The sequence below is a fragment of the Kitasatospora sp. NPDC050543 genome (assembly GCF_044457565.1).
Taxonomy (GTDB): Bacteria; Actinomycetota; Actinomycetes; order Streptomycetales; family Streptomycetaceae; genus Kitasatospora.
The window spans coordinates 59,343-73,488 of the sequence record NZ_JBITGZ010000003.1 but is presented as its reverse complement, the minus strand read 5'-3'; the positions used below and the strand labels follow the sequence as shown (position 1 = coordinate 73,488).

The following is a 14,146-nucleotide window of genomic DNA, read 5'->3' as shown; positions in this document are numbered from 1 at the left end:
CTGCGGTGGAGTGGGAGGTCGGACCGGCCGACTTCCCACTCCGGGAGAGGGTCAGCCGCGCGCGGCGAGCTCCTTGGCGGCGCGGGCGCAGTCCTGCGCGATCCGGTCCTCGTTGACCGTGGTCAGGTTGCCCTTCTCCACGACGGCGTTGCCGTTGACCAGGAGCAGCGCCAGCGGCGGGAGGGCGCCCAGGGTGAGGGCGGCCACCGGGTCGGCGATCGAGGAGTGCATGATGCCGTCGACCTTCCACAGCGCCAGGTCGGCGAGCTTGCCGACCTCGATCGAGCCGATCTCGTTCTGACGGCCGAGCACCCGGGCGCCGCCCATGGTGCCCAGGCGCAGCGAGCTGCGGGCGGTCAGCGCGTCCGGGCGGCCGTGCAGACGGTTGATCAGCAGCGCGTTGCGCAGCTCGGTGCCGAGCTCACCGGACTCGTTGGAGGCGGTGCCGTCGACGCCGAGGCCGACCGGGACGCCGGCCTTCAGCATGTCCGGGACGCGGGCGATGCCGGCCGCCAGGCGGGCGTTGGAGGACGGGCAGTGCGCGACACCGGTGCCGGTCTCGGCGAACTTGGCGATGTCCGAGTCGTTCATGTGGACGCAGTGCGCCATCCAGACGTCCTCGCCCAGCCAGCCCGTCGACTCGAAGTAGTCGGTCGGGCCCATGCCGAACAGCTCCTTGCAGAACTGCTCCTCCTCGGCGGTCTCCGAGCCGTGGGTGTGCAGGCGTACGCCCTTGCGGCGGGCCAGCAGGGCGGCCTCGCGCATCAGTTCGGTGGAGACCGAGAACGGGGAGCAGGGCGCGATGGCGATCTGCAGCATCGAGTCGAACGAGGAGTCGTGGTAGCGGTCCACGGCGGCCTCGGACGCGATCAGGATGTCCTCGGTCTTCTCCACCGCGTGGTCCGGCGGCAGGCCGCCGTCCTTCTTGCTGCGGTCCATCGAGCCGCGCAGCGCGGTGAAGCGCATGCCGAGCTCCTGCACGGCCTCGATCTCGGCGCCGAGGATGTCGCCGCCGTCCTCGGGGAAGACGTAGTGGTGGTCGCTGGCCGTGGTGCAGCCGGACTTGAGCAGCGCGGCGGCCGAGCCCTGGGCGGCGGCGTGCACCAGCTTGTCGTCGATCCGGGCCCAGGTCGGGTAGAGCGCGACCAGCCAGTCGAAGAGGATGTTGTCCTGGGCGAGGCCCCGGGTGATCCACTGGTAGAAGTGGTGGTGGGTGTTGACCAGGCCCGGAGTGATCAGGTGGCCCTCGCCGTTGATCCGGCGCACCACGTTGTCCAGCCACTGCGGGGCCGGGCCGTCGCCGACCGACTCGATCTTGTTGCCGAGGACGACGACGTGGCCGCGGGCGTACTCGGTGTCGTTGGCGTCAACCGTCGCGATGGCGACGTTCTCGATCACGATCCGCTGGTCGGCGGGCGGGGGCTGGACTGCCATGGTGTTACTCCTATGGGGGAGGGAGGGTGGGGCGGTACGCGCTTGCGCGTGCGTACCGCCCCACCCCCGGTCAGGACGGTGTCGCCGTCGGCACCGTCGTGCCGGGCGTGTCGCCGGACGGGGACCGGCGGGCCACTCCGACATGGTGGAAGAGCAGGTTGAGCAGGACGGCCGTCACGCAGCCGGCCGAGATCCCGGAGTGCATCAGGGTGCGGACGGCCTCCGGGAAGGCGTCGTAGAAGGTGGGTGCGGCGATCGGGATGATGCCGACCCCGAGCGAGACCGACACCAGGATGGTGTGGGAGCCGGACTCCATCCCGGCCTCGGCGAGGGTGCGGATGCCGCTCGCCGCCACCGTGCCGAACAGCACGATCCCGGCGCCGCCGAGGACGGGCTGAGGTACCAGTGAGACGACTGAGCCGAGTACCGGGAAGAGCCCCAGCAGGATCAGGATGCCTCCGCCGGCCGCGACCACGAAGCGGCTGCGGATCCTGGTCAGCGCCACCAGCCCGATGTTCTGGGCGAAGGCACTCGCCGCGAACCCGTTGAAGACCGGGCTGATCGCGGTGGCCAGGCCGTCCGCCCGAAGGCCGGCGGCCAGGGTCCGCTCGTCGGCCTCCCGCTCGACGATCTGGCCCAGGGCCAGCATGTCCGCGGTGGACTCGGTCATCGAGACCACCATCACGATGCAGAGCGAGATGATCGCCGCCGCGTCGAACACGGGGGCGCCGAAGTGGAACGGCGAGGGGAGCGAGAAGATCTTCGCGTCCCCGACCGCGCCGAAGTCGGCCAGACCCAGCGGGAAGGCGACCAGGGTGCCGACCGCCAGACCGATGAGCAGGGAGAGCTGCTGCCAGAAGCCACGCAGCAGCCGGTTGCACAGGACGACCGCGGCGAGGGTGAACGCCGCGAGGCCGATCGCTCGTACGGAGCCGAAACCGGGGGCGGTGGGCGAGCCGCCGCGGGCCCAGTTCACGGCCACCGGCAGCAGCGACACCCCGATGAGGGTGATCACGGTGCCCTGGACGACCGGTGGGAAGAATCGGATCAGCTTGCAGAAGTACGGCGCCGCGAGGAAGCACAGGAGCCCCGCGACGATCACCGCACCGAAGATCACCGGAAGGGCGTCCTTCGGGCCGTGTTCCTCGGCGATCGCGATCATGGGCGCGACACCGGCGAACGAGACGCCGTTGACGAACGGCATCCGTGCGCCGATCTTCCAGACGCCCAGCGTTTGGAGCAGGGTGGCCAGGCCGGCGGTGAACAGGCTGGCCGAGATCAGCAGGGCGAGCTCGGCGGGGGAGAGCCCCACGCCGGCGCCGACGATGAGCGGGGGCGCCACGACGCCCGCGTACATCGCGGCGACGTGCTGAAGACCGGTGGAGAAGAGTTTCACCGGGGGCAGCAGCTCGTCCACGGGGTGGACCTGCTGCCCGGACGACGTGTCGGAATGGGTGGTTGACACACCGTCCGGGCCGTAAGGCCCGCCAGAGTCGCCTCTGTCAGGGGTGGAACCGCCGTCGGTGTTGCTGGTGCTGCGCAGTGCCATGTCGAGCCCCTCTTGTGCCCATGGCTCTCGGCGCGCCCGTGGCGCTGGAGACTGGCTGAACTCGCCCTGGCCGAGGGCGGGACGGCGGTGCAGGAGTCCCTCGGCCGGTCTCTCCAGCTCGCCGGGCCGGCCGCCGCGAGGCGGGCACGATCTCCGGTTGGCGGGGGTGGAGAAACAGATGGTGCAGGTGAGACAGGAACCTCGGGTACAGCAGGTGGTGCAGGTCGTGCAGGTGGTGCGGGTACTGCGGTCCGCCCCGCATCGTCCGGTCGGCAGGGACCGGAGGGTGCAGCGACGCCGGGCGGGGATCATGGGTGCGTCGGATCAGGCGACCGGGATGACCGGGACGACGCCCTCGCGGTGCACGGTGCCCTCGATCAGGCCGTACATGCGGTCCGCGGCGTAGTAGACCTCGTTGTCGTTCTTGAGGCCGAACGGCTCCAGGTCGACCAGGAAGTGGTGCTTGTTGGGCAGCTCCAGGCGTACCTCGTCCACCTCGGCGCGGTTGTTGAGGACCCGGGTGCCCATCGAGTGCAGGGTCTGCTGGAGCGAGTAGGAGTACGTCTCGGCGAAGGCCTCCAGCAGGTGGCGCCGTACGTGGGTGTAGGAGCGGTTCCAGTTCGGCTGGGGCTCCTCGTCCCGGCCGGAGAAGCCGTACTTCCAGCGGGCCGTCACCTGGGTGGCGAGGATCCGGTCGTACGCCTCCTGGAGGGTGGTGTACTTGTCCTTGATGTAGCCCCAGAACTCCGAGTTGGTGGAGTTCATGACGACCAGGTCCTTGAGGCCCGAGATGACTTCGAAGCTCTCACCGTCGTAGGTGATCTGCGAGGTGCGCACCTCACCGCCGTTGCGGACGAAGGAGTGGCCGACCTCCTCCGAGCCGATGAAGCGGGCGGAGCTGTCCGGGGTCTTGATCCGGTCCCAGGTGTACTCCTCGATCCGGATCCGCGCGCGGTGGATCGGCTCGTTGTTGTCCACGAAGTGCTTCGCCAGCGTGATGCCGAACTGCTCCGCCGACTCGATCCCGTACTCCTTCGCGAACGCGAAGACGGTGTTCTTGGTGGTGTCGGTGGGAAGGCAGTTGGCGTTCGAGCCGGTGAGGTGGACGTCGTCGAGGTCACCGGAGAGGGCGACCGAGACGTTCAGGTCCTTGATCTCGTGACGCGTGGAGTCACGGTAGACGCGGACGATGCGGTTCTCCGCCTTGCCGTACTGGTTCTGACCGAGCACGTGGGCCATGACATGGCTCCCAATCAATCAAGCGGTCTAGCTTCCGCGGTAGACCGAGTATCCGAACGGGTTGAGCAGCAGCGGCACGTGGTAGTGGTGCTGCGCGGGCGCGACCGTGAAGACGATCGAGACCTCGGGGAAGAACGGCGCCTGGTCCGACGTGGCCGCCGAGGCGTAGTACGCCGCGGTGTCGAACAGGAGCCGGACGACCGAGCCCGCCTCCACGGCCGGCAGGTCCTTGGCCCGGCCGTCGGAGTCCGTGGCGGAGGTGCCGAGCACCCTCCAGCCACCCTCGGTGTGCAGTGCGAGCTCGACCGGGACGCCCTCGGCCGGGTGGCCGAGGCTGGTGTCGAGCACGTGCGTGGAGATGCCAGTCATGGGTGAAGTGACCTTACTGATGGCAGGAATGACTACCTGTCAGGAGTCTGCGCGGGGCGCGCCTCAGGCGGACTCGTCGAGCAGGCGGTTGATGCGGATGTCGTTGATCTTGCGCAGCTCGCCCCGGACGATCTCCGCCTCGGTGGCCGCGTCGTTGGGGTAGCGCTCGCGCAGCGAGGCGAGCATGGTGGCCGCGGTGCGGCCGGTCGCGCAGATCAGGAACACGTGGCCGAACTTCGCCTCGTAGGCGGCGTTGGCCTGGTGCAGTTCATCGAGGAGAGCGGTGTCCACTCCCTGGACGCCGGCCTGCTCGCGCTCGGAGATGGCGTCGCCCGCCTTGGGTCTGCCGATCCGGGCGTGGCCGGCCATCGCGTCGTTGAGATCCTGGACCGTCAGCGCGGCCATCGCCGCCGCGTTGGCGGCGAGCAGGGCGTCACGGTCGGACCAGGGCCGCGCCGCCGCGACGGCGGCGGCCCAGCGGGGGCTGGAGCAGATCTCCAGCAGAGTCTTCTCCAGCTCGGCGGCCGGGGCCGCCGCCAGCGTGCCGAGAGCGCCGGTTGCGTCGTTCGACGCTTGGGGGTGGTTGGTCACGGGTGGACCTCCTGAAGAGTGGTGCCACCCGCAAAAGCTAGATCCACCACCCCCGGGCGTCAACACTTTGTTGAATGGTTGGTGGTTACGTTTTGAAGCGTGCCTGGTTACCGGCCCGTTTCGTGTGCGATTCGCCAAGTGTGCCCCGCCGAGGACTCGGACAAGCTGGGGCAACCGGCGGAACTCACCTGGTCAGCCGGACTTCGTGCCGTCCTGGCGGTTGAGGTAGTTGTACACGGTGAAACGGCTGACGCCGAGCGCCGTGGCCACCGTCTCCACTCCGTGGCGGACGGTGAACGCGCCGCGTTCCTCCAAAAGGGCGACGACGCGCTGCTTCTCCCAGCGGTCCAGCTCGTCCAGCGGGCGCCCGCCGAACTGGCGGGTCATCTCGGCGAGCAGGCGGTCCAAGGCGTTGCTCAGGTGTGGCAGGCGGACGGCGATGGCCGGTACGCCCTCCCACTCCAGCAGGATGTCGTCGGACTTGGCCTCGTCGACCGCGACCGGCGTCGCGCCGACCGCGTCCAGCAGCGGCTTTATCGCCGCGGCGAGCGGGTGTTCCAGGGCGTTGCTCACGGCGTACCCACTCCTTCCGGGGTCGTCTCCTCGGCTCCGGCCTTGTCGAGCACGCTGACCTGGACGGAGATCCGGGTGGCCCCGGCGTCCAGGGTCTCCCTGAGCAGCTTGGTCACGGCGGCCAGGACCTGCTCGGCCTCGCCCTCCGCGCCGGTGCCGAACGGCCCGACCGCCACGGCGAGCCCGGCCTCGTCGACCACCCGCCGGGCGGCCACCGCGTGCTCGGGGAACGTGTCCAACTCGAACGGTTCTGTCGTGAACTCCACCATCAATCGCACCTGCTCACTGTATCGAGCGGTGCGTGCGGCGGGAGGGGCTGGTCGATCGAACAGTCGCCGACCGGCGTGATGGGCGGGTTTCGGCCTCTTCAACAAATTGTTGCTTCGGCCTTGACACTCGCTCGGCGGTCCGGCAAAACTTCCATCAAGCAGAATCCATCTTCCGGATCGTGGAAGTTGGGTCTCCCGGTCGAAGGCCGGGCGGATGTCGGAAGAGTGAAAGGTGATTGACGTGACTGCCGCTTCCAAGCACAGCTACACGGTCAACCTGTCGATCCTGTTCAGTGAGCTGCCGCTCCTGGAGCGCCCGGCCGCCGCGGCCGCCGCCGGCTTCAACGCCGCCGAGCTGTGGTGGCCCTTCGGCGAGGACCACACCCCCTCCGCCGCCGAGCTGGACGCGCTGCGCAAGGCGTTCACCGACGCGGGGGTGCGGCTCACCGGCCTCAACTTCGTCGACGACCTCACCAAGGGCGCCCGCGGTACCGTCTCGGTGCCCGCCGACAAGGAGCGCTTCCGCGAGAACATCCCGGTCAGCGTGGCGCTCGCCGAGTCGCTCGGCACCAAGGCGCTGAACGCCCTCTACGGCAACCGCGTCGAGGGCGTCGAGCCGGCCGAGCAGGACGCGCTCGCGCTGGAGAACCTGACCCTGGCCGCCCGCGCCGCGCACGAGATCGGTGCGGTCCTGCTGATCGAGGCCCTCAACAAGCCCGAGTCGCCGCACTACCCGCTGGTGTCCGCGAAGGCCGCCGTCGAGGTCGTCGACCAGGTGAACGCGGCCACCGGCCTTGGCAACGCCAAGTTCCTCTGCGACCTCTACCACCTGGCGAAGAACGGCGAGGACCTGGCCGCCGTCATCGACGGCTACGCCGACCGCTTCGGCCACGTGCAGATCGCCGACAACCCCGGCCGCAACGAGCCGGGCACCGGCGAGCTGGACTTCGAGGACCTCTTCGCCCGCCTCACCGCCGCCGGCTACACGGGCCGCATCGGCCTGGAGTACCGCCCCTCCACCGGCGTCAGCGCCGACAGCTTCGCGTGGCTGCCGCGCGAGCTGCGCGCCGACTGAGCGCGGATCCGGCGCCCCGCCGGGCAGTCACCACCCACCCTCCAACGTACGAAGGAACGCGACGCATGAGCGCCTCCCGCAAGATCGCCTTCATCGGCCTCGGCATCATGGGCAGCCCGATGGCCGCCAGCCTGGTCAAGGCCGGCCACCAGGTGACCGGCTTCAACCTGACCCAGCCCCCGATCGACGCGCTGGTCGCGGCCGGCGGCAAGGGCGCGTCCTCGATCGCCGAGGCCGTGGCCGACGCCGAGGTCGTGATCACCATGGTCCCCGCCGACCCGCACGTCGAGCAGGTCATCCTCGGTGAGGGTGGTGTCCTGGAGAACGTCGGGGCCGGCACCCTCGTGATCGACATGTCCTCGATCACCCCGCAGACCTCGATCAAGGTCGAGGCCGCCGCCAAGGAGAAGGGCGTCCGCACCCTGGACGCCCCGGTCTCCGGCGGCGAGGCCGGCGCCATCGAGGCCGTGCTCTCCATCATGGTCGGCGGCGACGCGGCCGACTTCGCCGAGGCCAAGCCGCTCTTCGACGCGCTGGGCACCACGGTCATCCACGTCGGCCCGGCCGGCGCCGGCCAGACCGTGAAGGCCGCCAACCAGCTGATCGTGGCCGTCAACATCCAGGTCCTGGCCGAGGCCGTGGTCTTCCTGGAGAACGCGGGTGTCGACCTCGGCGCGGCGCTGGACGTACTCGGCGGCGGTCTGGCCGGCTCGACCGTGCTGAACCGCAAGAAGGCCAACATGATCGACCGGGAGTTCGCCCCCGGCTTCCGTATCGACCTGCACCACAAGGACATGGGCATCGTCACCGACGCCGCCCGGGCCGTCGGTGCCGCCCTGCCGGTCGGCGCGGTCGTCGCCCAGCTGGTCGCCTCCGCCCGTGCCAACGGTGACGGCTCGCTCGACCACTCCGCGCTGCTGCGCGGCGTCGAGCGCCTCTCCGGCCGCCCGGTGGCCTGAGCAAGCGGTACTCGGCGGTGGCCGCGCGGCGGCCCCCGCCCCCGAGACTCCTCCTGATGGCGTGTACCTATCCGGTCGTGCCCGCGCCATCAGGAGGCCAGGTCCGATCGGCAGGCGGGCTGGGGCTCATCCGCCCCCTGCCGATCGTCCCAAGCCGGTAGCGCGCACGTCCCTGTCGGGGGCACTTCGGTCGTGCCTGCGCGCGCTGCCCGGCCCCCTCCTTCGCCGAGGGGAGCCCCCACTCGTACGTCGGAAGCGGGACGAGCGGGGGTACCTCCCAGCCGAAGGCCGGGAGAGAACGGCGGGGAGGGGGCCGCCCCCCGGGGATCGCACTCCTGCGGGAGCGCAACCCCGACAGGCCCCGGAACCACCCCAGCAGGCGGAGACTCGAACCAGCCGCTCCGCCGGCGGATCAGCAGCCCGACCCGGAAGTGAGGCCCACGCCATGCCCGCCACCCCCACCCAGGGCCATGTCGTCGTAGCCCCCGACAAGTTCAAGGGCACCCTGGAGGGTGCCGAGGTCGCCGCCCGCATCGCGGCTGGCATCCGGCGCAGCGCCCCGGGCGTCGAGGTCCGCGAGCTGCCCGTCGCCGACGGCGGCGAGGGCACCCTGGCCGCCGCCCTGGCGGCCGGCTTCACCCGCATCCCGGTCAAGGTGGCCGGCCCGACCGGCCTGCCGGTGGACGCGGCGATCGCCGTCAAGGGCGACACCGCCGTGGTGGAGCTCGCCCAGTCCTCCGGGCTGGCCCGGCTGCCCGGCGGCCGTACCGCGCCGCTCGCGGCGGGCTCGTACGGGGTGGGTCAGCTGATCGGCCGGGCCGTGGCCCTGGGCGCCGAGCGGGTCGTGCTCGGCCTCGGCGGCAGCGCCAGCACCGACGGCGGCGCCGGCATGGTCCAGGCACTGGGCGTCGGCCTGTACGACGCGGACGGCGGTGAGCTGCCGCCGGGCGGCGCCGCGCTGCGCCGGCTCACCAGGCTCGACCCGGGCTCGCTCGCCGACACCCTGACGGGTGTGGAGGTGGTGGTCGCCTGCGACGTCGACAACCCGCTGCTCGGCGCCCGCGGCGCGAGCGCCGTCTACGGCCCGCAGAAGGGTGCGGACGGCGATGACCTGCTGGTTCTTGAGGATGGCCTGACCCGCTTCGCCGACGTCGTCGGTGCGGCGACCGGTCGGGACCTGCGGAACGCCCCCGGCGCCGGGGCCGCAGGCGGGGTCGGCTTCGCCGCCCTGGCCCTGCTCGGCGCCACCATGCGACCCGGCATCGAGCTCATGCTCGAGCTGCTGGGTTTCGACGAGGCCGTGCGTGGGGCACGCCTCGTCGTGACGGGCGAGGGCTGCCTGGATGCGCAGACGCTCCATGGCAAGGCTCCCGCCGGCGTTGCCGCGGCGGCCACTCGGGCGGGGGTTCGGGTGGCCGCTGTGGCAGGGCGTCTGGAACTGTCGGAGGACGAGTGGCGGGCGGCGGGCTTCGCCGCCGCGTACGCGCTCACCGACCTCGCCGAACAGCCCGGCGACAGCATGACCAAGGCCGCGGAGCTCTCCGAGCTCGCGGGGGAGCGGCTGGCGGACGCGCTGCTGGCCGGCTGAGCCCGGGGTGCGGCCGGCGGCCGACGGGTGAAGGCTCGCCCCGATGTCACCGGCCGAACTCCTCGTATCTTCCTACATTGACGATTTGTTGAAGGCGGGCCTAGGCTCCGATCCATCGCAGTCCCGGCAGTGTGATGAGCAGACCTCAACTCCCGCCCCGGCGGTGCCCGCCCGCCTTCAGCGGCCCCCTTTGCAGAGCCCCATCCCGGAGGTCCAGATGCCCCTCAGCGAGACGCCACCCGAGACCATGGTGATCCGCTCCCGCCGTGTGGTCCTGCCGGACGGCGAGCGCCCCGCTGACGTGCTGATCCGGGACGGCAGGATCGAGCAGATCGCCGCGCACGGCTCCCTGCTCGCGGGCGACCAGCTGCTGACCGACCTCGGCGACACCGCCCTGCTGCCCGGCCTGGTCGACACCCACGTCCATGTGAACGAGCCCGGCCGCACCGAGTGGGAGGGCTTCGCCACCGCCACCCGGGCCGCCGCCGCCGGCGGTGTCACCACCATCATCGACATGCCGCTCAACTCCGTCCCGCCGACCACCACGGTCGAGGGGCTGGAGGCCAAGCGGAAGACCGCCGAGGGCCAGGCCTGGGTCGACCTCGGCTTCTGGGGCGGCGCCATCCCCGGCAACGCCGCGGACCTGGAGCCGCTGCACCGGGCCGGCGTCTTCGGCTTCAAGAGCTTCCTCGCCCCCTCCGGGGTGGAGGAGTTCCCGCACGTCGAGCAGGCCGACCTGGAGACGGCGCTGGCCGAGCAGGCCAGGATCGGCGCGCTGGCGATCATCCACGCGGAGGACCCGGCCGTCCTGGCGGCCGCGCCCCAGCAGCCCGGCGTGCACTACCGGGACTTCCTGGCCTCCCGCCCGGCCGACGCCGAGGCCGCGGCCGTCGCCCGGCTGCTGGACACCGCCCGCCGCACCGGCGCCCGGGTGCACATCCTGCACGTGTCCTCCGCCGCGGTGCTGCCGCTGCTGCGCCAGGCCCGTGCGGACGGTGTCCGGGTGACGGCGGAGACCTGCCCGCACTACCTCACCCTCGCGGCCGAGGAGATACCGGACGGCGACACCGCCTTCAAGTGCTGCCCGCCGATCCGGGACGAGTCCAACCGGGACCAGCTCTGGGCGGCGCTGGCCGCCGGCGAGTTCATCGCCGTCGTCTCCGACCACTCGCCCTCCACCCCGGACCTCAAGCTGCTGCCCGAGTACGGCGGCAGCGGGGACTTCGCGGCGGCCTGGGGCGGCATCGCCTCCCTCCAGATCGGCCTCCCGGCGATCTGGACCGAGGCCCGCCGCCGCGGGCACCGGCTGGGCGACCTGGCCCGCTGGATGTCCGCCGGCCCGGCCTCGCTGGCCGCACTGGCCGGCAGCAAGGGCGCCATCGCGGTCGGGCACGACGCCGACCTGGTGGCCTTCGACCCGGACGCCGAGTTCGCGGTCGTCGCGAACCGCCTGCACCACCGCAACCCCGTCACCCCGTACGCGGGCAAGACCCTGACCGGCGTGGTCCGCACCACCTGGCTGCGCGGGCGGGTCGTCGACGTGGACGCCGAGCCGTTCGGCCGTCAGATCACTCGTCCCTGAATCAGGAGACTCACATGAGCACCAGTCGGACCCCGAGCGCTCCCTTCACCGAGCTGGTCGACCTCGCCTCCCGGCTGCTGGGCGCCGGCGTGGTGGCCACCAACGAGGACACCTTCGCGGACGCGGAGAACCTCCTGGTCGCCAGGCCCGCCGAGTTCCGCCCGCACACCTTCGGCCACAAGGGCCAGATCATGGACGGCTGGGAGAGCAAGCGCCGGCGCGGCATATCCGCCGAGCAGCCGCACCCCACCGACGAGGACCACGACTGGGCGATCGTCCGGCTCGGCGTGGCGGGTGTGATCCGCGGCGTGATCGTGGACACCGCGCACTTCACCGGCAACTACCCCGAGACGGCCTCCGTGCAGGGCGCCTCCGTACCCGGTCACCCCTCGGTGGAGGAACTGGCGGACGCCGACTGGGTGGACCTGGTACCGCGCACCGCGCTCCGGGGCGACACCGCCCACGCGTTCGAGGTGACGGACGGGACCCGCTTCACCCACGTGCGCCTCAACATCTGGCCGGACGGCGGTGTCGCCCGGCTGCGTGTGCACGGCGAGGTGCTGCCCGACCCCCGCGAGCTGGACGGTCTGACCTTCGACCTCGCCGCGCAGGAGTACGGCGGCGTCGCCGAGGCCGCCTCCGACCGCTACTTCTCCTCCCCGCACAACCTGAACGCTCCCGGCCGCGCCTCCGTCATGGGCGACGGTTGGGAGACCCGGCGTCGGCGCGACAAGGCCAACGACTGGGTACAGATCGCCCTGGCCGGGGGCGGCGAGGTCCTTGCCGCCGAGGTGGACACGTCCTGCTTCGTCGCCAACGCCCCCGGCTGGGCCGACCTGGCCGGCTACGACGCCTCGCAGGGCGGCAATCCGTCCGCGGACGCCGACGGCTGGTTCGAGATCCTGCCGCGCACGCGGCTCCAGCCCGACACCCGCCACCGCCTGCGCCTGGACGTCGGCCGCACCGTCACCCATGTGCGGATCAACGTCTACCCCGACGGCGGCCTGGCCCGCCTGCGGCTGACCGGCAGGCTCACCGAGGCCGGCCGGACGGCCCTCGCGCTGCGCTGGTTCAACGCCCTGCCGGCCGTCGAGGCCGGGTCGGCGCTCGTCGAGGCCGGTCTCGACGCGGAGGAGGCCATCGCGCTGACCGCCGCCCGCCCGCTCGCGGACGCCGCCGCGACCACCGCCGCCGTGTCCGCGCTCCGGCCGGCCGACGGCCCCGACGGTGAGCAGTCCTCGCGCCGCCGTTCGGCGATCTGGCGCCTGCTCGGCGTCTGACCGGCCGTCTCCTTCCTTCTCCACGCACCGCCTTATCGACCTGAAGGACCCCTCACATGTCCAAGATCCTGACCACGGAGTCCGGCGCCCCGGTCGCCGACAACCAGAACTCGGCCTCGGCCGGCGAGTACGGCCCGCTGCTCATCCAGGACCAGCAGCTCCTGGAGAAGCTCGCCCGCTTCAACCGTGAGCGCATCCCGGAGCGCGTGGTGCACGCCCGTGGCTCGGGCGCCTACGGCTACTTCGAGGTCACCGACGAGGTCTCGCAGTTCACCCGCGCCGACTTCCTCGCCGAGGTGGGCAGGCGGACCGAGGTCTTCCTGCGGTTCTCGACCGTGGCGGGCAACCTGGGCTCCAGCGACGCCGTCCGTGACCCGCGCGGTTTCGCGCTGAAGTTCTACACCGCCGAGGGCAACTACGACCTCGTCGGCAACAACACCCCGGTGTTCTTCATCAAGGACCCGATCAAGTTCCCCGACTTCATCCACTCCCAGAAGCGCGACCCGTTCACCGGCGTGCAGGAGGCGGACAACGTCTGGGACTTCTGGGCGCACTCGCCCGCGTCCACCCACCAGATCACCTGGCTGTTCGGCGACCGCGGCATCCCGGCCTCCTACCGCCACATGAACGGCTACGGCTCGCACACCTACCAGTGGGTCAACGCCCAGGGCGAGGCGTACTGGGTGAAGTACCACTTCAAGACCAACCAGGGCATCCGCTCGCTGGACGGCGACCAGTCCGCCGAGGTGCTCGGCGCGGACGCCGACAGCCACCAGCGCGACCTGCACCAGGCCATCGAGCGCGGGGTGTTCCCGTCCTGGACCCTCTACGTCCAGCTGATGCCGGTCGCCGAGGCGGCGGACTACCGCTTCAACCCGTTCGACCTCACCAAGGTGTGGCCGCACGCCGACTACCCGCTGCAGAAGGTCGGCCGCCTGGTCCTGAACCGGAACCCGGAGAACGTCTTCGCCGACGTCGAGCAGTCCGCCTTCTCGCCGAACAACTTCGTCCCCGGCATCGGTCCCTCCCCGGACAAGATGCTCCAGGGCCGCCTGTTCGCGTACGCGGACGCCCAGCGCTACCGTCTCGGCGTCAACCACACCCTGCTCGCCGTGAACGCCCCCAGGGCGACCGAGGCGAACAACTACGGCCGCGACGGCTTCTCGGCCGTCAACAAGTCCGGCCGCGGCAAGAACTACGAGCCCAACTCGTACGACGGCCCGGCCCAGACGGACGAGGCGCTGGCCGCGCCGCTCGCGCTGGGCGGCCACACCGGCACCTACACCACGCCGGCGCACACCAAGGACGACGACTTCTTCCAGGCCGGTGAGCTCTACCGGCTGATGTCGGCCGGTGAGAAGACCCGCCTGATCAACAACATCGCGGGCTTCCTGGCGCAGGTCACCCGGGACGACATCGTCGAGAAGAACCTGGCGCACTTCCACGCGGCGGACGAGGAGTACGGCGCACGCCTGGCGGCGGCCGTCGCCAAGCTCCGCGCCGGCGACGAGGGCTGACACCGCGTCGGCTGCGCCGAGGGCCGACTGACCACCCTCACCGGCCGTCCGTGCCCGCACGAGGGCGGCCGGCGATCGGGTCTCTCCCCCCAGGGCAGTGGGGGAGGGGCCCTTTCGCATG

At 71.4% G+C, this 14,146-nt stretch carries 13 protein-coding genes; 6 read left to right on the top strand and 7 right to left on the bottom strand.

Going from position 1 to position 14,146, the window contains the following annotated elements; genetic code table 11:
• Nucleotides 1-51: 51 nt before the first annotated feature.
• The 7 genes from ACIBH3_RS04715 to ACIBH3_RS04685 all read right to left on the bottom strand — a co-directional run bounded on the left by ACIBH3_RS04715 (nucleotide 52) and on the right by ACIBH3_RS04685 (nucleotide 6,024).
• On the bottom strand, nucleotides 52-1,434 hold the full coding sequence (locus ACIBH3_RS04715) for an 8-oxoguanine deaminase (protein WP_396310416.1): 1,383 nt from the start codon (nucleotides 1,432-1,434) through the stop codon (nucleotides 52-54).
• Between the two features lie 70 nt (nucleotides 1,435-1,504).
• On the bottom strand, nucleotides 1,505-2,983 hold the full coding sequence (locus tag ACIBH3_RS04710) for a nucleobase:cation symporter-2 family protein (protein WP_396310415.1): 1,479 nt from the start codon (nucleotides 2,981-2,983) through the stop codon (nucleotides 1,505-1,507).
• 324 nt (nucleotides 2,984-3,307) lie between these two features.
• Complete coding sequence (gene pucL, locus ACIBH3_RS04705; RefSeq protein WP_396310414.1) at nucleotides 3,308-4,222, bottom strand: factor-independent urate hydroxylase; 915 nt, start codon at nucleotides 4,220-4,222, stop codon at nucleotides 3,308-3,310.
• 27 nt (nucleotides 4,223-4,249) lie between these two features.
• Nucleotides 4,250-4,591, bottom strand: a complete 342-nt coding sequence (gene uraH, locus ACIBH3_RS04700; protein ID WP_396310413.1) for a hydroxyisourate hydrolase — start codon at nucleotides 4,589-4,591, stop codon at nucleotides 4,250-4,252.
• 63 nt (nucleotides 4,592-4,654) lie between these two features.
• The gene (uraD, locus tag ACIBH3_RS04695; RefSeq protein ID WP_396310412.1) at nucleotides 4,655-5,182 is read right to left on the bottom strand and encodes a 2-oxo-4-hydroxy-4-carboxy-5-ureidoimidazoline decarboxylase; all 528 of its coding nucleotides are present in this window, start codon (nucleotides 5,180-5,182) and stop codon (nucleotides 4,655-4,657) included.
• 192 nt (nucleotides 5,183-5,374) lie between these two features.
• Nucleotides 5,375-5,755, bottom strand: a complete 381-nt coding sequence (locus ACIBH3_RS04690) for a helix-turn-helix domain-containing protein (RefSeq protein WP_396310411.1) — start codon at nucleotides 5,753-5,755, stop codon at nucleotides 5,375-5,377.
• Nucleotides 5,752-6,024, bottom strand: coding sequence for a thiamine-binding protein (locus ACIBH3_RS04685; protein WP_396310410.1), 273 nt, complete (start codon nucleotides 6,022-6,024; stop codon nucleotides 5,752-5,754). Before ACIBH3_RS04685 ends, ACIBH3_RS04690 begins: the two co-directional genes overlap by 4 nt.
• A 232-nt stretch (nucleotides 6,025-6,256) precedes the next feature.
• Between ACIBH3_RS04685 and ACIBH3_RS04680 the strand changes: the two genes are divergently transcribed.
• The 6 genes from ACIBH3_RS04680 to ACIBH3_RS04655 all read left to right on the top strand — a co-directional run bounded on the left by ACIBH3_RS04680 (nucleotide 6,257) and on the right by ACIBH3_RS04655 (nucleotide 14,025).
• Nucleotides 6,257-7,099, top strand: coding sequence for a TIM barrel protein (locus ACIBH3_RS04680; protein WP_396310409.1), 843 nt, complete (start codon nucleotides 6,257-6,259; stop codon nucleotides 7,097-7,099).
• Nucleotides 7,100-7,164: 65 nt separating this feature from the next.
• Nucleotides 7,165-8,058, top strand: a complete 894-nt coding sequence (locus ACIBH3_RS04675; protein WP_396310408.1) for a 2-hydroxy-3-oxopropionate reductase — start codon at nucleotides 7,165-7,167, stop codon at nucleotides 8,056-8,058.
• Between the two features lie 445 nt (nucleotides 8,059-8,503).
• Nucleotides 8,504-9,646 (top strand): glycerate kinase, encoded by a 1,143-nt coding sequence (locus ACIBH3_RS04670; RefSeq protein WP_396310407.1) that lies wholly within the window; start codon nucleotides 8,504-8,506, stop codon nucleotides 9,644-9,646.
• A gap of 217 nt (nucleotides 9,647-9,863) precedes the next feature.
• Complete coding sequence (allB, locus tag ACIBH3_RS04665; protein ID WP_396310406.1) at nucleotides 9,864-11,228, top strand: allantoinase AllB; 1,365 nt, start codon at nucleotides 9,864-9,866, stop codon at nucleotides 11,226-11,228.
• A 14-nt stretch (nucleotides 11,229-11,242) separates the two neighbouring features.
• Nucleotides 11,243-12,508 (top strand): allantoicase, encoded by a 1,266-nt coding sequence (alc, locus tag ACIBH3_RS04660; RefSeq protein WP_396310405.1) that lies wholly within the window; start codon nucleotides 11,243-11,245, stop codon nucleotides 12,506-12,508.
• Between the two features lie 56 nt (nucleotides 12,509-12,564).
• Nucleotides 12,565-14,025 carry a catalase gene (locus ACIBH3_RS04655; RefSeq protein ID WP_396310404.1) on the top strand — a complete coding sequence of 487 codons (1,461 nt, stop codon included), beginning with the start codon at nucleotides 12,565-12,567 and terminating at the stop codon, nucleotides 14,023-14,025.
• Nucleotides 14,026-14,146: the final 121 nt, after the last annotated feature.